This window comes from Mucilaginibacter gossypii (assembly GCF_017569325.2).
In the GTDB taxonomy this organism is placed as follows: domain Bacteria; phylum Bacteroidota; class Bacteroidia; order Sphingobacteriales; family Sphingobacteriaceae; genus Mucilaginibacter; species Mucilaginibacter gossypii.
The window spans coordinates 5862833-5885810 of sequence record NZ_CP071878.2; the positions used below are offsets into that span (position 1 = coordinate 5862833).

Here is a 22978-nt window from a genome sequence, read left to right on the forward strand (position 1 = left end):
TAGATCCCGCCGGCATCCATTATGGCTAATGCGCTCAAACCCTCAAAGCACCCTACTGGTCGAAGTTTAGCGCCAGCGTAACTTCGTCCCCCAATAAAGTAAGCATCCTGCTTGAAATCTGAAGCATTACCCGGAGATTCCGCCAGATAAAAATAAAGCCTCACTATACCATAAATTCAACCAGTGAACTTAAACCATATAATGCGTCGGGAACTCAATACCACTTGTTTTAGCCACATTGAATATCTATTTTAGCATCGCATAATACTAACCTTATCCATGCTACGTTACTTTCGCCTTATCATAGTTATTTTACTACAATTACTAATATTGGGTTGTAAGGCCCAGAACAAGCATACCATTTTTCCTCCCGAAAGTTTTTCAGTTATTGAAGCAAAATTACCAGACGGGAGGCCTGTTGTTGGATCTGTTAACACCGCCTATAAAAATTACGGCGAAAAGAAAAGCTATCCGTGGTGCCTGCAAATTCACGTTGCGCTTAAGCATGATAGTGTTATGAAAAATGGGCTACCGCTTGAGTCAGAAATAGACGTTGCTAATACGCTTGAGGACGAATTAATCAATGAAACGGGTAAAGTAGTAACCCTGCATTACATTGGCCATGTCTATAACGATTCCTTCTTAGATGTTTATGCTTATATTGATCATCCCGAGAAAGCAAACGAATATCTTCAGAAAAAAACAAAAGCGCCCGATGTAAAGCGAGAGTTTTCATTTGAAATAAAACAGGATAAAGAATGGGTAGAGGTTAAACCGTTTTTAGAGTAAGTACATAACCTCTTATATTTGAGTTCCCAACTCAAGCGACAGTGCAAAAGAAAAACTCAAACCCTCAACGCCCCTCTAAAGCCCCTGGCAGCATAATATGACTCCGCACCGTTGTGGTAAATGAAGATAGTTCCATAACGGAAATCGGCAAAAATGGCGCCGCCGAGCCTCCTGATATTGGCAGGTGTTTTGATCCAGCTTGAGGTTTTGGTATCAAACGTTCCAAGCTTTTGCAATTCGCGGTATTGTTCTTCATTTAAAAGTTCAATGCCCATATCCTTCGCCATTTCAACAGCGCTGTTTCCGGGCTTGTGTTCTTTTCTGGCTTCCAGCGCTTCATGATCGTAGCAAACACTTCTGCGGCCTTTGGGGCTTTCTGCAGCACAGTCGAAAAAAATATATTCGTCCGTATTTTTATCGTAAGCAACAACATCGGGTTCTCCGCCGGTTATTTCCATTTCATTAAGTGACGATAGTTTTTCGGTATCGGCTTCCAGCTTTGCCTGTACCCCGGCCCATTCTATGCCGGTGTGACGGTTCATGTTTTTCTCAAAACGGGTTTTCAGTATGCCGATAAGTTCTTTCTGTTGTTCTGGTGATAGCTTCATATTTATTGCAGGTTATGGTTTATTGGTTTTTAGGTAATTTTTCAATTCCCCTCTTGAGAGAGTAATAGCCCATCAAGAGGCAGTAGCCATTTTGTTAATTAAAAAGTTAAACACCTGGTTATTGCCTCTATTGTTATATTTAAATGTGAACTCATTCAGGTATGATTGCAAATGTCTGAGCGATACTTTATGGTATTGACCATATATCCCCCGTTTTAACAATGTCCAAAAGCCCTCAATCGTATTGGTGTGATACTCTCCCCGGGCATACTCTTCTTTTTCCTTGTTTAATACCTGATGTTCACGGAATATTTTATTTAAACCGGCATATCCACCAAAGCCGTCCGTTACAATAGTAGCATCTGTGCTCACTGATTGTTCAACAATGGGTTTGAGCGTTTTCCCATGTGCCTTATCTATGACCTGAAGCTTTAGACGGCCATCCCGCTCCAATAACCCAATCACGGGCTGTTTATCCTGCATGCCGGTGACCTGCAAATTATTATCGCGCCTTTCCTGCCGCTTTTTCTTTGAGTGATTGGCTTTTTTACCACCTAAATAAGTCTCATCTACCTCAACAATACCCTTAAACAAACCGCCATCCCCGCCGTCCCGCATGGCTTCCCGTATCCGCATCTGCAAATACCAGCCTGTCTTACGATTGCATCCCAGATCCCTGCTTAACTGACGTGCAGATAACCCCTTTTTCGCATTCAGCATTAATGAAATAGCCAAAAACCATTGCGGCAAAGGAAGTTTGGTGCCCTCGAAAACAGTGCCGACCAAAACGCTATAGCTGCGGTTACAGCTATTGCAAATATGCCGTTGGCTTTCCTGGCGCTTGCTGCTCCGTTTGCTGTTGCAATACGGGCATTCTGGCAATCCTTGCCATCTTAATCCTTCAAGATAGTCTATGCAACTGGACTGATCTGGAAAACGCTTAATCGTCTCTATGATATTCATTATCATAAATATACAAATTATTCCTGCCTTTTCATGGGCTATTACTCTTGAGAGGGGGCGCGTAGGACAGCGCGGTGGCAGGGGTGTGTATGCGATTGCCTTTTCAAAGCAGAAACACACCCCTACACCCCTCTCGAGAGGGGAATCGCACAGGCCTCCGCTTTTTATTCTTAAAAACGGGCTGTATTACAAATCATTCAATCCTTTACCGTTAAGGATTTGCGGCATCCATTTTTCAACTCTTGCCTCGCGGGTTGAGGCTTGTTTGGGTTGGGAAAAATGAAGCAGATACGCTTTTTGCCGTCCGGGTGTTAATGCTTCAAATGCGGTTTTAAGGGCGGGTATGGTATTTAATTTTTGTTGAAACTCCTGAGCGACGGCAAAATCTTCCGTCTGCTTTAAATTTACTTTTAGTCCTGCCTTTTCCACCTCAATGGCTTCATAAATATACGCTTTCAGGATACTCCTTTGCCCGGCTATTTCACCGGCATTGGTAAACCTGATTTGCCGCGCAGCCTGTACGTTTTCGGTTTGCTGAATAAGGATGTTATGGGTATCACTTAATAAAGCTCCCTTGAAAAATAAAAGCGCGCAATATTCTTTAAATACATGGATCAAAACGATGTTGCTTTCCCGAAAGGTATAACAGGGACAGCCCCATTTTAATTCTTCGGTCAATCCGCAATCAAGAACAATTGATCTCAATTGCTCTACTTCTTCCTGCCACTTCCCGGCTTTATTAAAATAAAAATCAACTTTGGGGTTCATATCGTTCATTTATTGGTTTCCCGAAATTACTTTTCTTTCGGCGGGTCTGAAATACCATGATATTACAGTAAGTACCAGTAATAGCAGCGCGGGAAATATCTCAGCTATAGCATTCCCCACTGCAATATGCGAAAAAATCGCGCCCGACATAGCAAAGAAAAAACCCGCGTACGCCCATTCCTTTACCACCGGAAATTTAGGAATCAATACTGCTATAACGCCCAAAACTTTCCAGGTGCCCAATATAGTCAAAACATAACCCGGATAGCCTAAATGCGTCAAACTGTCGGCCCCTCCTGCCCCGGCCTTCGCTTTTAATAACTGTACCATTCCTGTTGATATCATCCCTAAAGCAAGCCAGATGGTAGCTATCCAATAGATAATTTTATTCCGTTTCATGATATGTGTTATTTCAATTTGTTTACTACTTCCTGCAGGCGGTTATGGGCCATATTTATACCATAGGCAAAAGGCAGCTTAAGCATCTGGTCCCTCAGTTCGGGCGTTCGGTAAACCACATGCATATTGAGCTTGCTGGTATCGTCAGTTAGTTTTTCAAACTCCAGGAACTCGAGTTGCACATCAAACGGCGCGTTATCCATTTCAAACGTACGGGTGATCTTTTGCCCGGGGATAAACTCATGAATAGTCCCATTGGCTTTGAACACTACATTCCCTTGCGGATCTTTTGTTTCAAATTGCCAGCTGCCGTGCTTTTTATTTTCAAGCTTCAGCACTTTTGTTCCCATCCATTGCTCAACAATTTCGGGCTCCATATAGGCTTTAAAAAGCAGTTCCACCGGTAAGTCAAACACTCTTGTAATGGTTAAATCCTGTTTGCCGTTTTCAGCATCTATTTTTGTTTTTTGTTCCATGTTATTTGCCTTTATAATTTTTCATAATAGTTTCTAATTTGTTGAACCTGTCTTCCCACATTGCGCGGAACGGTTCAATGAAGTCGGCCACATCTTTCATTTTTTCTGCATTGATATGATAATAAATCTCCCTGCCGTTTTGCTCCTGTTTAAGCAGCTCGCACTCGGTAAGTATTTGCAGGTGTTTGGAAACGGTGGGCCGGGCGGTGTCAAAGTTTGACGCAATTACACCAGCAGTCATAGCTTGTGTGGCAACGAGTAAAAGGATGGCCCTTCGGGTTGGGTCGGCTATGGCTTGAAATACATCTCGTCTTAAATTCATCGTGTAGTTATTTGACTACAAAAATAAATGTAGCCATTTAACTACGCAAGTTTTTTGTTTTATTTTTTACTGGAACCTTTACCTGATGGCCCTCAGTATCAAGCCAGAATATCTGTCAAAAACACATTAATTTATTTTCTGAACGTAATAAAACGAGCCGATTGCTTATTTTGTAATACATTCTTAACACGCCTTCGCTTAAAAAAGTGTAATTTTAGACCTTCTTAGCAAGGTTATACTACTGGTAACAGTAAACTATAATAATTTAATGGGTATGAATGCCATTCACAATAAAGATATTGGGACCAAACAAAAAGCGCTGGCCATTAATCTTAACCCCGAAATTTATGGCTCATTTGCCGAAATAGGTGCCGGACAGGACGTAGCAGCAAACTTTTTTAAAGCCGGGGCATCATCCGGTACCATAGCCAAAACCATGTCGGCCTATGACATGCTTTTTTCAGATGCCATTTATGGGGTACAACAAACCCGCCGTTATGTAAGCGAACCGCGGCTGATGGCCATGCTTGGTCATGAATATGGCCTGATCATTGAACGCCTTGGCACGCAGCGTGGTGACACTTCAACTTTTTTTGCTTTCGCGGATACCATATCGGCCCTCAATTACAACAAAACAAATGAAGGCCACGGTTGGATGGGCGTACGCTTTCAGCTTGAGCCGAACGGGCAGTACAATGATGTGGTGATCCATGTTAAGCTGCTGGATAACGATAATAACCTGCAACAGCAGGCTGTGGGGATATTGGGTGTAAACCTGATGTATGCCTGCTTTTATTATAATGAGATTCCACCGGTATTCCTGCTTTCGCTGATGGATAATCTCTCGCGCGACAGGATCCAGATAGACATGATCCGCTTTGAAGGACCAAACTTTACCAAAGTTGATAACCGGCTCATGAGCCTTCACCTGGTAAAATACGGTTTTTCGGATGCGGCGCTGTTTGGGCCCGATGGTAAAAACCTGCAACCATCTGAAGTTTTATACAAAAAGCATATCGTAATGGTGCGCGGCCGTTTCCGCCCGGTTATCAACGTACATATGGATATGCTGAACACCGGTGTTAAACAGTTTTTACAGGAATCGGATGTTGATAAGGAAAACGTTGTTGTTGTTACCGAGCTTACCCTCCAGGCCCTGAAAGAACGTAACGCCGATATCAATGCCGATATAGACGAGAAGGACTTTCTCGACCGGGTAGACATCCTCGGCTCACTGGGCCAAACGGTGATGATCTCTAATTTTCACGAGTATTATAAATTAGTGGCCTATCTTTCAAAGATCACCAAACTTAAAATGGGCGTGGTACTTGGTTTCCCTAACCTGGAGTACATTTTCTCGGAAGAACATTATAAAGATTTGCCGGGTGGTATCTTGGAATCGTTCGCCACGTTGTTCAGTCGTAAGGTAAAATTGTTTATATACCCTACCCTGCGCGATGGCGTGATCTGGAATTGCCTGCGTTTTTACCTGCCGCCACACCTGATTGACCTGTACCGCTACCTGATAGCCAACAATAAGATAGAAGACATCAGGCATTATAACGAAAACAACCTCAACGTTGAAACCGACAATGTGCTTGAGCTGATAAAACTGGGCGCCGATGGCTGGGAAGAGTTTGTGCCGCCCGAAGTTGCTACCATAATCAAAGAACGCCGCCTGTTTGGATATGCCTCCGGGTTAGAACCGGTAAAAACACTTGATGTGCCTCCGGTGGATGGTGATCGTACAGAAATAGATATAGCTTAAAGCTAAAAGCATAAGGCTCAAGGCTTTTCTTAAATCCCCTTTTGAGAGGGAGCGCGGAGGGGATGAGCGGTAGCGGGGGTGTGTCTTTGCGATTGACTTCTCAAAACAGGAACACACTCCCTCCACTCCTCTCAAGAAGGGAATCGCACGGCCCAAAACTGTAAAAAGCTCATTCTATTGCTACGGCAAAACAGAAGGCTTTTGCCCAAGAATATATTTAATCCTTTCAGACTGGCCCGAAGTATCTGTTTTTAAGTCGAGCGCTTTACCGGTAAGTTGTTGATAATTAACAGCGACACTATTACCAGACGATGTAGTTTTAATCACTTCCACCGATTCAACATCCGAAGGGATCTTCGCGCCAAACCAATGATCGTCATCCTGTTGCTTCCAGGTTACTAATGTAAATACTTCATTAGCACCAACTGTTTTATTTCCATCAATTGCTGATTTTAAAGCCTGGTCATTTCCGTAAAGTGTTGAGGCTGTTCCTTTGGTCTTATTAACAAATGAAGTGATTACCTTCAAACCATCGAGGTTATATTTCGGGGACGATGGCAGCGCGGCTTTGGTATTGTATAATTCAACCGGTTTGTTATCGGAGCAGGCCGCAAACATTAAGCTGCATACAGCAAATAAACTATATAATGCTTTCATGGGGTTAGTGTTTAATTGGTTGGGTAAATACAAAATCTTCGGCAGCCATCGGTTTGTGGCAATTCATACATTCTGTGGTAAACATGACGTTTGAACCGCCGTACGGCACCATTTTCGGGGTCTTAAACCTCGCCCATCCCCAGCCATAGGTAGATGCATATTTTTTATCGTCTTTTATCATGTACTCCACCTGCTTAAACTCGCCGGTATGGGTGGTCCCGTCTTTATCCTGTAGTTGTGCCCAGGCCACTTTGGCAAATATGGCGCCGTTTGGCCAGGGGTGGATCTTGTTTTCTTTGATTGCTTTCACGGCAATATCATTACCGAAGATTACACGCAGGGTATTATTATCAAATCGTTCAGTTGTACTGATAGGCTGCCAGTTTTTATAATCGGGGATATAAGAGATGCCGTTGGCTGCTGTTGGCAATTTGCTTATTGCTGTTTTGTTTTTTTGCCAATGCTGATATTGCCTGTCGGCGGCATTGATAACCGCCGTATCGGCAGGCTTGCTGTGCACCATTGAAGCAAGATAGTTCTTCAAAACAGCAAGATCGGCTGCAGATACTTTTGCGCCGGTATGAACAGCGGTATAACCCGGCAAAGGCATTGCTCCGGCTATTATCTGATTTACCGACTCCCAGAGTTTGCCTTTCTGATCGGCTGGCGCGAGCTTATTCCATTCGGAAAAATTAAGGTCGGCCCTGCCCTGTTTGATATGGGACGCCACCCCCCAGTAAATAGGAACTATTTTATCGTACCAGCGTAAATTGGTATTGTTTGAATGGCAATCATAACAGGCACGTTGAATAACAGCCTTAACATCTGCCGGGGCTTCCAGGTCGCCCGTTACCGGCGGGTTAGGAACATCCGGGCGCACAAACTGGATACACAAAAAGCCTGCAAATAAAATCAGGATGATAAGGAACGCTTTTCGTCGATACAAGGGTTTTCTGTTGGTTTTCATAGCCATTCGTTTGCAATGCAAAGAAAACGACAATCCTTTATAATAAATGTAACAATTAGTTGGGCGAGTGCAAATAATCGTTGAATAAGGAAAAAAGGAAGTTGAGACTACAAAACATGTCGTTTTGATGCTTCACCTCCTGATATTTCAGCTTCGCCCTGCTATATGAGTATCACCAATAAATATTAAATTAGCTTTACCTGATGGATAAAACCGAAAAACGCATTTGCTTGTATAGCTCGCTGCTCGTCGGACTCATGATGAATTCGGGCAAACTGCTGGCCCTGCGCGAAAACGGCATCATAGCCCGCTACTGGCATTTCAACCTGGGCGAATGGAGCTTCCAGCTTCTGTATAACATCGTTTTCTGTTTTTTGATGTTTTATTTGAATTTAAAGGAAGGTGGTACGCTTTCTGTATTCCGCAATCAAAAAAAGCATGTGATGTATGTGCTGGCCAATATTATTATTGCGGTGCCATCCATTGTCGTCGGGGTCATTTTACAACGCGTTTTATTTGTTTATCAAAGTGTTCCGGGCGGCCTTGCACTTGGGTATTTTACCCGCTTTGCCCTAAGCATCATACTGATTAGCATCGTTATAAAAATAATTTTATTGCTGCGCGAAGCAAGGATGAGGGAAACAGAAAACCAACTACTAAAAAACGCGCGGATGCAGGCCGAACTTGAACTGCTTAAAGAACAAATGAACCCGCATTTCCTGTTCAATTCATTAAGTAGCTTATCGGGAGTAATTGGCGAAAACCCGGCATTAGCACAGCAATATGTAAAAGAATTATCCGCCGTTTTTCGTTATGCGCTTATTAAGGGAAAAACAAACCTCGTAACGCTGCAGGATGAGTTGACAATGCTCCGCTCATTTGCACAGCTTATAACCCTGCGTTTGGAAGATGCCTTTAAGCTTGATATCAATGTTGATAGCGCCCGGCTCAATAATGAACTCCCTCACCTCTCCTTGCAACCCCTGCTTGAAAACGCCGTAAAACATAATGCGGCAACCATTACAAAACCACTAACAGTTAGCATTTATATGGAGGGTGATCTGCTCGTTATCAGTAATAATTTACAAGAGGTCTCCTCGCCCGAAAACAGTAACGGCATAGGGCTGGCCAACCTGAACGAACGTTTCAGGATCATGACAGGCCGGGAGATAGAGATCATAAAAACGGCCGGCCGGTTTATTGTTAAATTGCCCTTGAAAGTATGAGACCCCTACGTGTAGTTATAGTTGAAGACGAAGCGGCAACAGCCCGCAACCTCGCCCGTTTATTAACTGCAATAGATGATAAAATAGCTATAGCTACCACGCTCCCATCAGTAGCAGAAAGTGTGACCTGGTTCAGTGATCAGGCAAATAGTTATGACCTCATATTTATGGATATCCGCCTGGCCGACGGCATATCTTTCGATATTTTTAAGCAGGTGGCTATTACCAAACCTGTAATTTTTGTTACTGCTTATAATGACTATGCGCTTCCTGCGTTTAAAAACAATGGCATCGATTATATCCTAAAGCCATTTGATGAGCAGGAAATAGCCCGCGCATTGCAAAAACATAATGATTTCTTTGCATCGAACCGGGATGAAGCTCCTGCTTTGGCAGTTGAAGCACTGCTTCAGCAGATTAGCCATCTTACTCGTTCCTATAAAAAATCGTTCCTCATCCATTTTCGTGAAAAACTGGTCCCGGTTGAAGCTATTAAAATAGCCTGGTTTTATACCACTAACGAAATTGTTTATGCGCATACTTCAGATGCCCGTCAATACATTATGGAGTTCACCATGGAACAGTTGGAACTGCAGCTTGATCCGCGGCAGTTTTTCCGCGCCAACCGCCAATTTATTATTAATCGCGATGCTATAACCGAGGTAGATTTCTATTTCAACGGCCGATTCTCTATCAAAGTAAAGCCGGAACCGGCCGAAAGAATACTTATCAGCAAGGCCCGCGTTCCCGAATTTAAAAGCTGGATGAACCGCTAAGCACTTCGCCCCCTGCTTTTGCAGCTTCACCTGGATTTGCCCTGCCCTCCCTCATTTTTCCTTCCACTTTTGTAATGCCGACGCGGGTAGATATGTGTCGGCGGATATCAAAATCGTCAAGTCACTGTTTACGTGTCTCACACAAACTTTAAAACATTAAAAAATGAAACATCAAATTGGCCCATACCGAATTTACATCCTGCTGTTTCTGTTGATACTGGTTACAATCGAAATTATCTGGAGCTGGAAAAAAGACCGGGGCGCTTACGAGGTTAAAGAAACGTTTGCCAACCTGGCTGTATTTGCCGGCTTCCAGTTTTCCAAATATCTTTTTGCCGGTTACCAGTTAGCTGTATTAGGGTTTTTCGCCGGCCTTTCACCTCTAAAAATGCCGCATAACGTTTGGATATTTTCATTAACCTTCATCACAGTCGACTTTATTTATTATTGGTTCCACCGCATCTCGCATGTTTGGAAACCGCTTTGGGCATTTCATCTTATCCACCACTCGGCTATGCACATGAACTTAACGGCAGCTTACCGGCTCAACTGGTTTTCGGCAATTATCAGTCCGCTGTTTTTCATACCTGCTGCATTGCTGGGCTTACCTACCGATTTCATCGTGATCTCCTACGTGCTGAACCTGGCCTATCAGTTCTTTTTACATACCGAAGCTGTAGGCACGCTCGGCATTATTGAGCGGGTAATGGATACGCCTTCATCGCACCGGGTACATCATGGGAGTAATCCAATCTATATCGATAAAAACTTTGGGGGAGTATTTATCATCTGGGACAGGTTGTTTAACACCTACCAGCCCGAAACCGAACCGATAAAATACGGCTTAACCACGGGCTTTTTGAGTTATAACCCCTTTAAACTGGTTTTGCAGGGTTTTGTCATTTGGTTTAAACCGGCAAGTTCATCCGCGGTAAAAGAAAGTTCAACGCTGCCTTTGGAAGCTTCATCCCAAAAGTAAAAACCCGTTACCGACCCAATAGTCATACCTGTAAAAATCAAATTTAAATCATGAAAAAGATCATTTTAATCCTTTGCCTCGCTGTCGCAGGCATCACCAATGCAAATGCTCAAACGGTAATTGTAAGGCGCCCGGCACGCCGGGTAGTGGTAACACCGGCACATGCAGTTATTGTTAGACCCGTAAGGCGTGTTGTTGTTGCCCGCCCGGTTGTTGTAACCCGCCGCCGGGTGGTGGTGGTACACCATTAAATCAGTATAAAATCAAATCATAAACCATACAAAAAAACAACGTTATGAAAACCTCTTTAAAAGCAAGAACAATATTATTTAGCCTGGCAGTAACTGCCGGCCTGGCCGTGATCATATCATCATGTAAAAAGGATAACGCATCAACCACAGCAAATACAACGGTCACCGAGGCCGATGCAGCCGAGCTGACTACAAATGCCATTGTGCCATCAAGCGGTGGCTTTGCGGTACAGGTAAACAGCTCAGTAACCGTTTATAAAACCGTAAAGCTAAGCTGCGGCATTGCAAAAGACTCATCTATTACCAAATCAAGTGCAACAGGAGTAAGCCCATCATATAATTATACGTTGAGCTGGAATTACCTGCTCAACTGTTCGGGCGTTGTTCCTAACGATCTTACCTTCAACTTTACCGGCAGCAGCAAATATGACGGGCCACGCATGTCATCAGAGGATAGCTGTTCCGGAGGTTTTGTATTAACAGGACTGGCCCCAACGGCACCTGCTTACGTGCTTAATACTACCTATACCCGTGATGGCAGCCAGGTATCGAAGATCGGCCGCAATTATTCTTTCAGCAGCAAATTAATTATTAAATCGTCAGATATCACGGTTGATAAAACCAGTCTCAAAATTTTATCCGGAACAGCAACGGTTACCATTAGCGGCGCTTCATCATCAGGCAAAAGCTTTAACTTTAATGGTACTATTACGTTTAATGGCAATAACAAAGCAACACTGTTATTAAACAGCGGTGCATCCTACAACATTCAATGGTAAACAATATGAAAAAGCTCTTCAGTTTAATAACGGTTTTAACCTTCACACTTTTTATTGGATCTGCCTTTGCGCAAACCGGTGCCGATCTGAAAAATAAAACACCCGAACAGCGTGCACAATTTCAAACCGAGATGATGACGACTAAGCTCGAGCTTAGTCCCGATCAAACCTCCAAAGTGCAGGCCATCAATTTAAAATACGCACAAAAAATGGATCCGATCATTAAAAGCGATGCCGGGCGGTTCTCTAAATTTAAGCAGGCGAAAGCATTGTTAAAGGAAAAGGATGCCGAACTAAAAGGCGTGTTCACCGCTGACCAGTTTAAACAGTACCAGGACTTTGAAGCAGAGATGCGGGATAAGATGAAGGAGAAAAAAGAGGCAAAACAGTAAGGTTTAAAAGGCAGGACGCAATTTTTTCCTAACGCACCTTAAAAATCATCCAAAAATGAAAACGAGATTTTTCCTACTTCTAACGCTTATCAGCCTTTGCGCTATCCCGGCCAGTGCTCAATACAATTTTACCAAAGTTGATAACTGGCTAAATGACCACGCATCCGAAATGGGTGGCCGGGTGGTGCTTGTTGTTTATAAAGATGGCAGGGTGGTTTACAACCACGCAGTTAATGATATGAACATGAGGCAAAAATTTGTTGGTCGCATGATAGCCCGCAAACAAGGCAAAAAGGCTGATCTGGATGATTATACGTCTACCTCAAAGGTGGCTATTGCCAGCTGCAGCAAATGGCTTAGTGCCGCTTTGGTGATGACCTTTGTTGATGAGGGAAAGCTAAAATTGACCGATACAGTCGGCAAATACTTGCCTGTACTATCGCAACATGACAAGGGGGGCATCACCATTGGTCAATGCCTGTCGCACCAAACCGGGATCAAGACGCCGCCATTAAAAGAAAGTTTAGAAGATATGCGCCAGGACAACTCGATGGATGATGCAATAGCCGATATAGCAGCCTTACCGATGGAAGGTACACCCGGCAAGGTTTTTCACTATAGCAATGCCGGCTTGCAAATTGCCGGGGCTATCATCGAAAAAATCAGCGGCAAAAACTTTGAAACCTTATTTGCCGAACGTATTGCCCGGCCGCTTAATATGCAACATACTGATTTTGGAAATGCCAAAGTAGCCCTGCCCGCGGGCGGGGCCTACAGTACTTCCGAGGATTACCTGAGCTTTTTAACCATGATCATGAACCGGGGCGTTTTTAACGGAAAGCGTGTCCTGAGCGAAAATAGTATAGCCCGGATGCAGGAAAACAGGATCACCGCCGACGTTAAGATCGCCTATTCACCTGCCGAGGCCGGAGGTTTAGGTTACGGTTACGGCGAGTGGGTGTTTGATGCCCATACCGTAAGCAGTCCGGGGTTGTTCGGGAGCTTTCCGTGGATAGACAAGGATAAAAAGTACGCCGCCTTTATGATGACTTTTTATATTAAAAGCGATGGCAGGCAACAGCGTTATCGCGAACTGAAACAACTGGTGGATGAAGCAGTAAAATAGTAGTTTTGCAGCCATGAAGCTGTACATAAAAAACATGGTTTGCAGCCGCTGCAAAATAATGGTGAAAACCGAGCTGGAAAAAGCCGGGCTGCAGCCTGTTTCTGTTGATCTTGGTGAGGTAGAGATTAAAGAAGCCCCTACCCCGGCTCAGCTCAAACAATTGGAGACATCGTTAAATGCACTTGGGTTTGAACTCATCGATGATCAAAAAAGCCGTATTATTGAACAGATCAAAACCCTCATCATTGAGCATGTGCACTACGCCGAAACACAATCGCCCTTGAAGCTTTCGGCGCTGCTTACTTCAAAACTTAATTATGATTATGGGTACCTGAGCAACCTTTTTTCGGCTGTAGAAGGTACAACCATCGAAAAATACTACATAGCCCAGCGTATTGAAAAAGTGAAGGAGCTCCTGGTTTATAATGAACTTAGTCTTTCCGAAATCGCGTTTCAATTAAGCTATAGCAGCGTTGCCTACCTATCCAGCCAGTTTAAACAGATAACCGGGATGACACCATCTGCCTTTAAAGCCCTTCAGGGTAGTAAACGCACAAACCTGGAAGATATATAAAGCACAAATTTATTCTGCAATGGTTCGTGGAACCCGATCAAATTGCGGCCGGGTTGCTGAGTGATTTAAATCCGGGGCCTCTGAAGGTTAGATGACAAAGAGCACCTGTCAGTCTGAGCCTGTCGAAGACTCGTGCGCAGAGGCCTGCCCGCCATACTTCGACGGGCTCAGTATGACACCCATTTTTTTTTCGTTGTAATGGGTAGCACTCGTGCTAACCTGTAAATCTTATAAATCATACCCATAATACCGTAATGCCTTCCCTGCCGGCTCGTGGTAATTTTGTATCAGCAAATACAAATTATCATGACACATACATATAATATCACCGGCATGACCTGCAGCGGTTGCCTGGCTAAAGTGCAAGGCCTGTTACAGCAAGTTCCCAACATCGAAAAAGTTGAGATCTCATTAGCCGAAGGTACTGCCGACATCACGATGAAAAAGCACGTATCAACAGGCGACCTTCAACAAGCTCTTGCCGCTTATCCTAAATACCAGCTTAGCGAAGCAGAGGCACATCATCACCATATGAGTACGACAGATGCTGCTGAAAACCGCACCTGGCTGCAAACCTACAAGCCGATCCTGCTCATTTTTGGTTATATTTTAGCAGCAGCAATAATTGCCGGAAGCCATACAGGCGGATTTAACATCTTTACGGTCATGCGCGTTTTCATGAGTGGCTTTTTCCTGGTATTTTCCTTTTTTAAACTGCTGGATCTCGCGGGCTTTGCCGATAGCTATGCCATGTATGATGTGGTGGCCAAACGCTGGCGCGGATGGGGCTACGTGTATGTTTTTGTTGAACTGGGTTTAGGCCTTGCCTTTGCGCTTAATATTGCACCGGTAACGGTTAACGCTATTATGGTTGCGGTAATGACGATAAGCCTGATTGGTGTGCTGCAAAGTGTTTTCAGCAAAAGGCAGATCCGTTGTGCATGTCTTGGCGCGGTATTTAATTTGCCCATGAGCACAGTAACCATTATTGAAGATGGATTGATGATTGTAATGGGTTTAGTGATGCTGGGGTTAATGTAAGAGACCTTCAACAGGGTGTCATTTCCTTTAGATTAGCTTCAACAAAATAATAAGGGTTATTATTATTGTTGAAGCTTTCTTTTTGCTTCTTTTTCTTTGTTAATAACCTTAGATTTTGTGGATAAAGTTAACAGCGGTAAAGGCGCATTATTGTCATTTCCAGGCTTGTAGGCCTATCGTTCGATTTACTCCTTTACCGCTTGTTTTAAACTGTGGCATCAAATAGAAATTAGAGTTTACGAGGCTCATTAGTAAGGAATTGATGTAGTTTAAAACATGTTAACTGTTTACTAACATAAACAGGGTAAAGATATGGAATTTGAATTTTTCATTGGCATCGATGTGTCCAAAAACGAATTGGACTTTGCTGTCCAGCAAGGCAGCCGGTTTTTATTCCACCAGGAAATTGCTAACGCTCCGGCAGCAATCAATACATTTCTCAAGGAGTTGGGAAAGCTTCTTGGGTTCAGCTTAAGCAAAGCTATTTTCTGCATGGAGCATACTGGTATTTATAACAACCATGCTTTGGCTTGCCTGCATAAAAAGAAGGCACATATTTGCTTAGAAGCAGCTACCCAGATCAAGAACTCATTAGGGAATATCCGGGGCAAGAATGACAAGGTAGATGCCATGCGCATCGCCTGGTATGCTTATAAGGAGCGGGAAGGACTGCGTTTATGGGAGCCTAAGCGCGAAGCTGTGCAGCAACTTGCCCATCTTGCAGCTACCCGGTTACGGTTAATAACTGTTAAAAAACAGTTGAAAGTGCCACTAAAAGAGCATGTATCTTTCAGTCCCGGCAAAACCAGCAAGCAGAACATACAAGCCTGTAGCCATTCCTTAAAGGCGATCGAAGGGGACATAGCCAGGACAGAGCGGGCTATTGAGGAAATTATTAAAGCGGACAAAGAATTAACCCGGATATTCAAACTGGCAACTTCAGTAAGTGGCATTGGCAAAGTAACCGCCGTACAGGTCATTGTTACTACCAACGAATTCAAGGATATTAGCGACCCTAAAAAGTTCGCTTGCTATTCAGGCGTAGCACCGTTTACAGATGACTCCGGTAAGCTTATTAAAAAGGCAAGGGTATCGCATATGGCCAACAAAAAAGTCAAAACGCTCCTACATCTTGCCGCTATAGTTGCCATACAGCATAACCAAGATCTAAAACGCTTTTACGAACGTAAGGTATTGCAGGAGAAAAAGAATAAAATGAGTGTCATTAATGCAGTTAGGAACAAACTCATATTACGCCTTTTCGCCTGCGTCAACCAAAACAGACCTTACGAAAAAAATTATCAAAAATTAGTTGCTTAAATCATAGAAATCGAACGAGTCTTGGGTGGGATCGTGCACCGGCGGTGAGGAGAAATCTTCTACGCAGTGAAAGTTCGCTATAAAGTTTGCAAGCAGGGTGTGTAGGATTTCTCCTCTCTCCCATTACGATTTCCCGTCTGTTCGTCGAAATGACAACTTTAATAAGAAATTATTAAGCTCCTACATCCTAAACCGTAAGGCAACCGAGCGTCCCAAAGCTTGCGCAAATTCGGGGTCAATTACCGGGCCTTCGCCTTTTTGTACCCATACACGGCGGGCGTCTTTTTGAAGGATTATTTTCTCGCCATTTAACAGGATCTCAAGTTCGCTGGTGGTTGGGGTAATTGGCGAGGTATTAATTTGATACACGTGGTCGGTATCGTTAAAAGTTATTCTTAGTGGCAATCCCATCTTTATCTTCTCTACGGTAAACATACGTATCCCATGTTACAAAAGCAACAACAGGGTGGCTGACAATCCTAAATTCTAATTTAACAGGCTAATTTACAGATCATTATTTTACACAATTAATCAGGCCGCCAGCAGTAACTGAACCTTATGGATCAGGCTGTTCATGCCAAATGGCTTGTGCAAAACATCATCCGGCGCCCCTTTTTTCGGTTCCTGTGCTTCGGTTTCTTCGTTTTCTGAACAAACAATTACACGGAGATTTTCAGTGGCCCGGTTCAATTTAATGAGCCGGCACAGCTCGCGGCCATCCATGCTTTTATTAACAATATCCAGGATCACCAGGTCGGGGTGGCATGCTTTTATCGTCCCGAAAATTTCATGGGCATGGGTTGATGAAGCTACTTCGTAACCTTTGCCCAGCAAGATGTAGGTCATCACCTCTATCATCAGCTCGTTATCATCAACTATCAAAATTCGTTTTGCCATAAACCCAGCCCTGCTTTCTGTACTAATATTATGCAAACCGCATGCCACTGATTAACTTACAGTTAACCACTTGCCGTACAGTCCGGGAGCCATTCCTGATAAAGCTATCTTTTGTAATGATATTTTGACAATTATAGCCTTAATGTTTAAACACAATTGATCTGTTTTATTACATTTGGCCTATAGGAAATAGATTTAGCGAGCGAAAATGGACAATATCAATATCAAAAAACTGGCAAAGGAACTCAATATCTCCACATCAACCATCTCGAGGGCCTTTAATGGAAACACTGATATTAATAAAGACACTAAAGAGCGAATTTTAGCCTACGCCAAACAACATAACTATTTGCCCAACCATTATGCCAGTAACCTGCGCGATAAAAAGACCAACACCCTGGCTGTTATTGTTCCCGAAATAGCTAATGACTTTTTTTCGCAGGCTATCAATGGCATTGAAGAGGTTGCCCGTAAAAAAGGTTTCTACATTTTACTTTACCGCACCGACGACGTTTTTGAAAAGGAAGTATCGTTTGTAAATTACCTTAACAATGGCAAAGCCGATGGCATTATCATGTCGGTATCCGGCGAGGCAAGCGACCACAACTATCTGCGCCAGCTGGAAAAAAAACATGTGCCTGTTGTTTTTTTCGACCGCGTTTACGAGGATATTGAGGCCGCCAAAGTAACTACTAACGACTATGACGCCAGTTTTGCAGCAACCGAACACCTTATTAAAACCGGGTGCAAAAAGATAGCTTACCTGGTGGTTAACAAAAGTATTTCGATAGGTAAGGTGCGGATGCAGGGCTATATGGATGCATTAGCTAAGCACAAGATCGTGTTTGATGATACCCTTGTTATTGATTGCAGCAACGATGAAAAGGAAAATTATAAGATTTTGAAAAAGGCCTTACAGGTAATCAAGCCTGATGGTATTTTCAGTTCGGTTGAACGTTTGGCCTTTGCCACCTACTACGTTTGTAATGACCTTGGCATTTCGATACCTAACGATCTGAAAGTGATTAGCTTTTCAAGCCTCAGGGTAGCCCCGCTCCTTTCCCCCCCTCTTTCAACCATAACGCAACCCGCTTACGAAATGGGCGTAAAGGCTGCAACTTTATTGTTCGATGTGCTGGAAAACAACGGCCTGGCCCCTAAAAAGCAACATGTATTGAAATCAAAACTGTTTATCAGGAAGTCGTCGTCGGGTTCATAGTTCATGGTTCATAGATCATGGTAGGAAGACCCGATTGGGTTCAAAGATCATCATTGCTATGCATTCATGTCGATCACTAATTTACTCCACCCTTTATTCCCCGCGTTTTTGATCTCTTTTTTACGCTGCTCCATTACTTTTTTAATGCGCGAGCTGTAAGCCCAACAGGTGCTTTGGCGGATGGAAAGAATTTCGGAAAGTTTATGTGACGAGATCTTTCCCTTGGTTGAATACATCAGGAAGATCATATAAAAAGCTTTATTGATAGGGATCCGGGTGTTTTGCAATATGGTGTAAGCTATTACCGACTCCTCATAACCACATTTCGAACACCGGCGACTGTAAGGCAGATGCCCGCTGCCGTAATGCGTATTGCTGCATTTGCGGCAGGCGTAACCATGCTCCCATTTCAGATCGGACAGGAATTTGAAGCAGGTTTCCCTGTCGGGATAAATACGGCTAAACTCTTCAAAGTCAACTTCGGTGAGCATTACCCTATCGTGTGTTACTTTTTCAATATCATTATGCAGGATAATGTTGTCTTTTTCGAGGAGCACATTCATGCGCGAGATCTCTTCGGCCTGTTGTTGCAGCAGCTCATTAACTGATTTTAGCTCCTCATTTTGTTCCGCTATCATTGATGACTTTTCAACCAGCTCGCGGGTGCGTTCCTGCACCTGGGCTTCAAGGCTGCGGTTCAGGGTATCTTTCAGCTCTTCGTTTTGCTTCATCTGGGCTATAATATCCTGCTGGGCAACATCCTTTTCCTTTTTAAGGATCCGCACTTTATCTCCTATAGCAAAAGAGATGAACAGCATCTCCATAATAAAACAAATACTAAGGCTGTAGTAATCAAACTCGGTAACGGGCAGCCACCAAATATTTAGTGCTATACAGCTTTTAATAACAAAGCCGGTAAGTAAAAACGTATATCCGATAACAAAGAACCGCGCCGGTTTGTACCCTTTTATCAACACATAACAGCCCGCATAAAAAGAAATGCACAGCGGCAAAAACTCGATAATCTTGTAGTTAAACCAGGCCATATTAATGGCAATGCAAGCCAGGAAATAAATGCACCTGAAAATGATCACCCACTTGATCACTTTATTTAATCGCGGGGCATTAACTTTTAAATTGAGCAGCTTTTGGGCAAAAAGGATTGCAAAAATACTGGCCGAAAACAGGGCGATACCATACGCGTAATTGTTCCAGCCCGGATAGTTTGGCCAGATGTACTGGTAAGCTATGCCATCGGCACACATTTCATAAAGGCCAATACTTAAGTTATAAATGATGTAATACAAGTACTGTACCTGGCGCATGGCTATGAACATCATGAAATTGTACAGGCCAAAAACCAGGATCATACCGTAAAAAACACCAAAGAAAAAATATTCGTCGAGCGCGTAACCAATAAAGCGGCTTACCGTACGCAATACCATGATCACATTAACCGAATGCCCCGAACGGATGCGGATATAATAAACATCATCGGGCCCCTGGCTGCTGTTGATATTAAAGCTAAAGTTTTTGTGTTTGTAAAAGCGCGCGGCAAAAGGACGGCTACTGCCAAGCGACGTTGCCCTGTAAGTATTTTTAACGGGCGAATAAACGGTAATACTGTCGATAGTTTGATCAAAAAACTCCAGGATCCAGTTGTTGCTGGTGGCATTGGCCTTGCCGATTTTTATGCGGTACCAGTAAGCCGAATTGTTGTGATGGGTAACCGGGGTAGGTTCATGGTTAACTGCGAATTTGCCTGCTAAGTAAGCATCGCGAATATCATCGAGGCCGAGTTTTCCGGTTGTGTCCTCAAAATAAACTATCTGCTTATATTCAAAAATGTGCTGGTTTATTTTGTCGTTTATTTGAACCGTGGTTTGAGCTATGCCTGTTGAAAAGCATAAGCAAAACAATATAATACCGATAAAAGATCTCAGTAAAAGTTTAAACATAGGCTTGGGAAATGGATGTATTCCGCACCTGTAATGGTGGTTTCACTACAGGCGCGAAAAAAATGGTTGTTTGGTTAGCGTCAGGCCGGATACAATTATAATATTTTTATTTTTCTATTCCTATTAAAAGTACATTAAACAGTTATTTAAAATGTTAATTTTTAGCTATTTGTTGTTAATATCCTGGAATTACTATACATAAATAGTCACAGGCCCATTTACTAAAGTGTTCGAAGCGGTTTTCCATCTATTTCATATTAAAGGGCTACGCCTAAAAAACAGCAATGGCATTTCTCATCAGGCGTATCTTTAAAGCCGGTGCGCACGGCGCCTGACCGTTTTATCATTGTTAAAATTTGATTTATCAGATAACTTAACATGACTAATATATGAACCGCTATTGGTTATAACAAGCGTATATTTGTAGTGTTAGGGCATCAAAATATCGCTTCTTAAAAATCACGATGTGCTTCATTACCAAAACGAAAACTGTTGCCTGCAAGCTAAAAACTATAAAACAGATGCAAAGCGAACATTACAATGCCGGGCTTAAAAAAAGCATTCTTTTTTTATTCGCCCTGCTATTTACAGCAAGCTTAACCGTAAACGCCCAAAATATCCGGGTGGCGGCAGCTGCTAACCTGCAGCCGGTAATGGAGGTTTTACAAAAAGATTTTAAGCAAAAAACAGGAATTACTATTGATGTTGTTATAGGCTCATCGGGTAAGCTGGTAGCTCAGATCAGTAATGGCGCTCCGTTTGATGTGTTTTTATCGGCAGATATGGCCTTTCCCGAAACGCTTTTTAAAAATGGTTTTGCAAAAGAAAAACCGGTAGTGTATGCCTCGGGCAGCCTGATCATTTGCAGTACGCAAAACATTGGTTTTGAAAACTGGGAACGCCTGCTGCTTTCGGCAAGGATAAAAAAAATCGCCATAGCAAACCCGGCTATAGCGCCTTATGGTAGAGCCGCCGAGCAATCGCTCAGGGATAAGGGGATTTTGGATGATGCCAAATCGAAGGCCGTTTATGGAGAAAGCATATCGCAGGTAAATACTTACATTACCACAGGCGTGGCCGATATCGGCTTCACTACCCAATCGCTGGTAAAGGAACTGGGAAATAAAACACCGCTGTTTTATACGGTCGTCGATCCCAAAATTTACGACCCCATACTGCAGGGCATGGTGATCCTGAAACACGGAGCGGTTAATCCTGCGGCCGGAAAATTTTACCGGTACATTTTAAGCCCGGCGGCTAAAAGTATTTTTAAAGCGTATGGTTATAGGGTACAATAATTTGTATTTTTATCGATGGACCTATCGCCCATATGGCTCACATTAAAATTAGCAGGCATCACCACGCTTTTGCTACTGCTTATCGGGCTGCCATTTGCCTGGTGGCTTTCAAGGGGGCGATCGTTTATCAAGATCATTGCCGAAGCAATTATTACCATGCCTTTGGTGTTGCCGCCATCGGTACTGGGCTTTTATCTGCTGCTGGCTTTTAGTCCGCAGCATGGTTTAGGGAAATGGCTGCATGATACTTTTGATGTACAACTGGTTTTTTCCTTTCCGGGGCTGATCCTGGCTTCGGCAATTTATAGTATCCCTTTTATGGTGGGGCCGGTAAAATCTGCTCTGCAGCAATTGCCGGTTTCATTAGCCGAAGCGTCATACACATTGGGTAAAACCGAATGGCAAACGTTTAGGTATGTACTGCTGCCCAACATCAAACCATCATTATTAACCGCCGCGGTTTTAACCTTTGCCCATACGCTGGGCGAGTTTGGTGTTGTACTGATGATTGGCGGCAATATCCCCGGTGTTACAAGGGTGGCATCCATCGCGGTGTACGATTCGGTAGAGAAGATGGACTATGCCTCGGCCAATAACTATTCGTTGATTTTATTCTCCATTACGTTTGTTTTGGTGATAGCTGTTTTTATATTCAATAAATACCAGGCGAAAGGCCCCATAGCATGATCAGCGTAGATATTGAAATAAAACTGAAAGCCTATCATGGCGGGCAATTGCTGAAGATAAAACGGCAGTTTGTTTCCGGCAGCGTTACCAAAATTTGGGGGCCTTCGGGGTCCGGAAAAACTACATTGCTTAAAATGATAGCCGGTCTGTCATCGCCCCGAAAAGGGAAGATCATAGCGGACGGAATTACCTGGTTTGATGATGAACAACCGATCAATTTATCGCCGCAAAAAAGGCATATCGGCTTCGTATTTCAAAACTACGCCCTGTTCCCAAACATGACGGTGCAGCAACACCTGGAGTATGCCAGCAATGATACCGGCTGGATAAAGCGCCTGCTGCAATTGGGACAACTGGATAACTTTACCACTCACAAGCCCGATCACTTATCCGGCGGGCAACAACAGCGGCTGGCGATTTTGAGGGCATTGGCTACCAAACCAAAGCTGCTTTTAATGGATGAGCCGTTTTCGGCATTGGATAGTAAAATGAAAACTACACTGATTGCTGAACTTAAGCTTTTACTTAAGCAGTTAGAGATTACTACTATTGTAGTAAGTCATAATTTGCAGGAGCTGGAAGATTTTGAAGGGGAAGTGATGGATTTTGATGATGAGGTTTAAATCTCTTATAAATATTTTTCGACTTGCGCTCGTTTTTAACCTACCGTGTACCCATATCTTTAAAAAAAATGTCATTTCGATAGAGCTGGGCAGGCCTAAGCATAGGAGCGAAAGA

The 22978-nt window shown here is 43.3% G+C and carries 27 protein-coding genes; 16 read left to right on the plus strand and 11 right to left on the minus strand.

Annotated elements, in window-relative coordinates; all coding sequences use genetic code 11:
* Positions 1-279: 279 nt before the first annotated feature.
* Positions 280-789: a DUF695 domain-containing protein gene (locus J3L18_RS24880; protein ID WP_091174909.1), complete on the plus strand. Its 510-nt coding sequence runs from the start codon at positions 280-282 to the stop codon at positions 787-789.
* A 56-nt stretch (positions 790-845) separates the two neighbouring features.
* On the opposite strand, the gene J3L18_RS24885 is transcribed toward J3L18_RS24880, so the two are convergent.
* The 6 genes from J3L18_RS24885 to J3L18_RS24910 all read right to left on the minus strand — a co-directional run bounded on the left by J3L18_RS24885 (position 846) and on the right by J3L18_RS24910 (position 4325).
* Positions 846-1397 carry a DUF4256 domain-containing protein gene (locus tag J3L18_RS24885; protein WP_129571462.1) on the minus strand — a complete coding sequence of 184 codons (552 nt, stop codon included), beginning with the start codon at positions 1395-1397 and terminating at the stop codon, positions 846-848.
* A gap of 72 nt (positions 1398-1469) precedes the next feature.
* Positions 1470-2360 carry an IS1595 family transposase gene (locus J3L18_RS24890; RefSeq protein ID WP_189549506.1) on the minus strand — a complete coding sequence of 297 codons (891 nt, stop codon included), beginning with the start codon at positions 2358-2360 and terminating at the stop codon, positions 1470-1472.
* A 186-nt stretch (positions 2361-2546) separates the two neighbouring features.
* Positions 2547-3128, minus strand: coding sequence for a YdeI/OmpD-associated family protein (locus J3L18_RS24895; RefSeq protein ID WP_189549080.1), 582 nt, complete (start codon positions 3126-3128; stop codon positions 2547-2549).
* 9 nt (positions 3129-3137) lie between these two features.
* Positions 3138-3527, minus strand: coding sequence for a DoxX family protein (locus J3L18_RS24900; protein WP_223266100.1), 390 nt, complete (start codon positions 3525-3527; stop codon positions 3138-3140).
* Positions 3528-3535: 8 nt separating this feature from the next.
* A complete protein-coding gene (locus J3L18_RS24905) occupies positions 3536-4003 on the minus strand; it encodes an SRPBCC family protein (protein WP_129568185.1) in 468 nt (155 codons plus the stop codon).
* A 1-nt stretch (position 4004) separates the two neighbouring features.
* The gene (locus J3L18_RS24910) at positions 4005-4325 is read right to left on the minus strand and encodes an ArsR/SmtB family transcription factor (RefSeq protein WP_090532792.1); all 321 of its coding nucleotides are present in this window, start codon (positions 4323-4325) and stop codon (positions 4005-4007) included.
* A 274-nt stretch (positions 4326-4599) separates the two neighbouring features.
* Between J3L18_RS24910 and J3L18_RS24915 the strand changes: the two genes are divergently transcribed.
* On the plus strand, positions 4600-6093 hold the full coding sequence (locus J3L18_RS24915; protein ID WP_091174899.1) for a nicotinate-nucleotide adenylyltransferase: 1494 nt from the start codon (positions 4600-4602) through the stop codon (positions 6091-6093).
* 180 nt (positions 6094-6273) lie between these two features.
* Here J3L18_RS24915 and J3L18_RS24920 read toward each other — a convergent pair whose 3' ends face one another.
* Together J3L18_RS24920 and J3L18_RS24925 are read right to left on the minus strand one after the other, a co-directional pair.
* A complete protein-coding gene (locus J3L18_RS24920) occupies positions 6274-6750 on the minus strand; it encodes a hypothetical protein (protein WP_129568184.1) in 477 nt (158 codons plus the stop codon).
* 4 nt (positions 6751-6754) lie between these two features.
* Positions 6755-7717, minus strand: coding sequence for a heme-binding domain-containing protein (locus J3L18_RS24925; RefSeq protein ID WP_129568183.1), 963 nt, complete (start codon positions 7715-7717; stop codon positions 6755-6757).
* Positions 7718-7920: 203 nt separating this feature from the next.
* Here J3L18_RS24925 and J3L18_RS24930 point away from each other — a divergent pair, with 203 nt between their 5' ends.
* From J3L18_RS24930 to J3L18_RS24975, 10 genes are all read left to right on the plus strand, one after another.
* Positions 7921-8943: a sensor histidine kinase gene (locus tag J3L18_RS24930; RefSeq protein WP_091174895.1), complete on the plus strand. Its 1023-nt coding sequence runs from the start codon at positions 7921-7923 to the stop codon at positions 8941-8943.
* Positions 8940-9719: a LytR/AlgR family response regulator transcription factor gene (locus tag J3L18_RS24935; RefSeq protein WP_129568182.1), complete on the plus strand. Its 780-nt coding sequence runs from the start codon at positions 8940-8942 to the stop codon at positions 9717-9719. Before J3L18_RS24930 ends, J3L18_RS24935 begins: the two co-directional genes overlap by 4 nt.
* A 163-nt stretch (positions 9720-9882) precedes the next feature.
* Positions 9883-10698 (plus strand): sterol desaturase family protein, encoded by an 816-nt coding sequence (locus J3L18_RS24940; RefSeq protein ID WP_129568181.1) that lies wholly within the window; start codon positions 9883-9885, stop codon positions 10696-10698.
* Positions 10699-10748: 50 nt separating this feature from the next.
* Entirely contained in the window at positions 10749-10949 is a 201-nt protein-coding gene (locus tag J3L18_RS24945) for a hypothetical protein (RefSeq protein ID WP_129568180.1), read from the plus strand.
* A 44-nt stretch (positions 10950-10993) separates the two neighbouring features.
* Complete coding sequence (locus J3L18_RS24950) at positions 10994-11728, plus strand: hypothetical protein (protein ID WP_129568179.1); 735 nt, start codon at positions 10994-10996, stop codon at positions 11726-11728.
* 5 nt (positions 11729-11733) lie between these two features.
* Complete coding sequence (locus J3L18_RS24955; RefSeq protein WP_129568178.1) at positions 11734-12120, plus strand: DUF4890 domain-containing protein; 387 nt, start codon at positions 11734-11736, stop codon at positions 12118-12120.
* A 55-nt stretch (positions 12121-12175) separates the two neighbouring features.
* Positions 12176-13246, plus strand: a complete 1071-nt coding sequence (locus tag J3L18_RS24960) for a serine hydrolase domain-containing protein (RefSeq protein WP_129568177.1) — start codon at positions 12176-12178, stop codon at positions 13244-13246.
* A gap of 13 nt (positions 13247-13259) precedes the next feature.
* On the plus strand, positions 13260-13820 hold the full coding sequence (locus J3L18_RS24965; RefSeq protein ID WP_129568176.1) for a helix-turn-helix domain-containing protein: 561 nt from the start codon (positions 13260-13262) through the stop codon (positions 13818-13820).
* A gap of 306 nt (positions 13821-14126) precedes the next feature.
* A complete protein-coding gene (locus J3L18_RS24970; RefSeq protein ID WP_129568175.1) occupies positions 14127-14861 on the plus strand; it encodes a heavy metal translocating P-type ATPase in 735 nt (244 codons plus the stop codon).
* 312 nt (positions 14862-15173) lie between these two features.
* A complete protein-coding gene (locus J3L18_RS24975; RefSeq protein ID WP_129571973.1) occupies positions 15174-16181 on the plus strand; it encodes an IS110 family RNA-guided transposase in 1008 nt (335 codons plus the stop codon).
* A gap of 180 nt (positions 16182-16361) precedes the next feature.
* Here the strand turns inward: J3L18_RS24975 and J3L18_RS24980 are convergent, their stop codons facing one another.
* Entirely contained in the window at positions 16362-16616 is a 255-nt protein-coding gene (locus J3L18_RS24980) for a hypothetical protein (RefSeq protein ID WP_223266306.1), read from the minus strand.
* A 96-nt stretch (positions 16617-16712) separates the two neighbouring features.
* Positions 16713-17078, minus strand: a complete 366-nt coding sequence (locus J3L18_RS24985; protein ID WP_129571796.1) for a response regulator — start codon at positions 17076-17078, stop codon at positions 16713-16715.
* A gap of 208 nt (positions 17079-17286) precedes the next feature.
* Between J3L18_RS24985 and J3L18_RS24990 the strand changes: the two genes are divergently transcribed.
* The gene (locus tag J3L18_RS24990) at positions 17287-18297 is read left to right on the plus strand and encodes a LacI family DNA-binding transcriptional regulator (RefSeq protein WP_091174870.1); all 1011 of its coding nucleotides are present in this window, start codon (positions 17287-17289) and stop codon (positions 18295-18297) included.
* Between the two features lie 56 nt (positions 18298-18353).
* Here J3L18_RS24990 and J3L18_RS24995 read toward each other — a convergent pair whose 3' ends face one another.
* The gene (locus tag J3L18_RS24995; protein WP_129571795.1) at positions 18354-20255 is read right to left on the minus strand and encodes a 7TM diverse intracellular signaling domain-containing protein; all 1902 of its coding nucleotides are present in this window, start codon (positions 20253-20255) and stop codon (positions 18354-18356) included.
* A gap of 521 nt (positions 20256-20776) precedes the next feature.
* Between J3L18_RS24995 and modA the strand changes: the two genes are divergently transcribed.
* Genes modA through J3L18_RS25010 form a run of 3 tightly spaced genes read left to right on the plus strand, consistent with a single transcriptional unit; the run spans position 20777 to position 22863 of the window.
* On the plus strand, positions 20777-21553 hold the full coding sequence (gene modA / locus J3L18_RS25000) for a molybdate ABC transporter substrate-binding protein (RefSeq protein WP_129571794.1): 777 nt from the start codon (positions 20777-20779) through the stop codon (positions 21551-21553).
* Between the two features lie 15 nt (positions 21554-21568).
* The gene (gene modB, locus J3L18_RS25005; RefSeq protein WP_129571793.1) at positions 21569-22240 is read left to right on the plus strand and encodes a molybdate ABC transporter permease subunit; all 672 of its coding nucleotides are present in this window, start codon (positions 21569-21571) and stop codon (positions 22238-22240) included.
* The gene (locus J3L18_RS25010) at positions 22237-22863 is read left to right on the plus strand and encodes an ATP-binding cassette domain-containing protein (protein WP_129571792.1); all 627 of its coding nucleotides are present in this window, start codon (positions 22237-22239) and stop codon (positions 22861-22863) included. The genes modB and J3L18_RS25010 overlap by 4 nt, the downstream gene beginning before the upstream one ends.
* Positions 22864-22978: the final 115 nt, after the last annotated feature.

Coding starts and splice junctions, on each gene's coding strand:
- J3L18_RS24880 (WP_091174909.1), top strand. CDS start 280: ATGCTACGTTACTTTCGCCTTATCATAGTTATTTTACTACAATTACTA.
- J3L18_RS24885 (WP_129571462.1), bottom strand. CDS start 1,397: ATGAAGCTATCACCAGAACAACAGAAAGAACTTATCGGCATACTGAAA.
- J3L18_RS24890 (WP_189549506.1), bottom strand. CDS start 2,360: ATGAATATCATAGAGACGATTAAGCGTTTTCCAGATCAGTCCAGTTGC.
- J3L18_RS24895 (WP_189549080.1), bottom strand. CDS start 3,128: ATGAACCCCAAAGTTGATTTTTATTTTAATAAAGCCGGGAAGTGGCAG.
- J3L18_RS24900 (WP_223266100.1), bottom strand. CDS start 3,527: ATGAAACGGAATAAAATTATCTATTGGATAGCTACCATCTGGCTTGCT.
- J3L18_RS24905 (WP_129568185.1), bottom strand. CDS start 4,003: ATGGAACAAAAAACAAAAATAGATGCTGAAAACGGCAAACAGGATTTA.
- J3L18_RS24910 (WP_090532792.1), bottom strand. CDS start 4,325: ATGAATTTAAGACGAGATGTATTTCAAGCCATAGCCGACCCAACCCGA.
- J3L18_RS24915 (WP_091174899.1), top strand. CDS start 4,600: ATGAATGCCATTCACAATAAAGATATTGGGACCAAACAAAAAGCGCTG.
- J3L18_RS24920 (WP_129568184.1), bottom strand. CDS start 6,750: ATGAAAGCATTATATAGTTTATTTGCTGTATGCAGCTTAATGTTTGCG.
- J3L18_RS24925 (WP_129568183.1), bottom strand. CDS start 7,717: ATGAAAACCAACAGAAAACCCTTGTATCGACGAAAAGCGTTCCTTATC.
- J3L18_RS24930 (WP_091174895.1), top strand. CDS start 7,921: ATGGATAAAACCGAAAAACGCATTTGCTTGTATAGCTCGCTGCTCGTC.
- J3L18_RS24935 (WP_129568182.1), top strand. CDS start 8,940: ATGAGACCCCTACGTGTAGTTATAGTTGAAGACGAAGCGGCAACAGCC.
- J3L18_RS24940 (WP_129568181.1), top strand. CDS start 9,883: ATGAAACATCAAATTGGCCCATACCGAATTTACATCCTGCTGTTTCTG.
- J3L18_RS24945 (WP_129568180.1), top strand. CDS start 10,749: ATGAAAAAGATCATTTTAATCCTTTGCCTCGCTGTCGCAGGCATCACC.
- J3L18_RS24950 (WP_129568179.1), top strand. CDS start 10,994: ATGAAAACCTCTTTAAAAGCAAGAACAATATTATTTAGCCTGGCAGTA.
- J3L18_RS24955 (WP_129568178.1), top strand. CDS start 11,734: ATGAAAAAGCTCTTCAGTTTAATAACGGTTTTAACCTTCACACTTTTT.
- J3L18_RS24960 (WP_129568177.1), top strand. CDS start 12,176: ATGAAAACGAGATTTTTCCTACTTCTAACGCTTATCAGCCTTTGCGCT.
- J3L18_RS24965 (WP_129568176.1), top strand. CDS start 13,260: ATGAAGCTGTACATAAAAAACATGGTTTGCAGCCGCTGCAAAATAATG.
- J3L18_RS24970 (WP_129568175.1), top strand. CDS start 14,127: ATGACACATACATATAATATCACCGGCATGACCTGCAGCGGTTGCCTG.
- J3L18_RS24975 (WP_129571973.1), top strand. CDS start 15,174: ATGGAATTTGAATTTTTCATTGGCATCGATGTGTCCAAAAACGAATTG.
- J3L18_RS24980 (WP_223266306.1), bottom strand. CDS start 16,616: ATGTTTACCGTAGAGAAGATAAAGATGGGATTGCCACTAAGAATAACT.
- J3L18_RS24985 (WP_129571796.1), bottom strand. CDS start 17,078: ATGGCAAAACGAATTTTGATAGTTGATGATAACGAGCTGATGATAGAG.
- J3L18_RS24990 (WP_091174870.1), top strand. CDS start 17,287: ATGGACAATATCAATATCAAAAAACTGGCAAAGGAACTCAATATCTCC.
- J3L18_RS24995 (WP_129571795.1), bottom strand. CDS start 20,255: ATGTTTAAACTTTTACTGAGATCTTTTATCGGTATTATATTGTTTTGC.
- modA (WP_129571794.1), top strand. CDS start 20,777: ATGCAAAGCGAACATTACAATGCCGGGCTTAAAAAAAGCATTCTTTTT.
- modB (WP_129571793.1), top strand. CDS start 21,569: ATGGACCTATCGCCCATATGGCTCACATTAAAATTAGCAGGCATCACC.
- J3L18_RS25010 (WP_129571792.1), top strand. CDS start 22,237: ATGATCAGCGTAGATATTGAAATAAAACTGAAAGCCTATCATGGCGGG.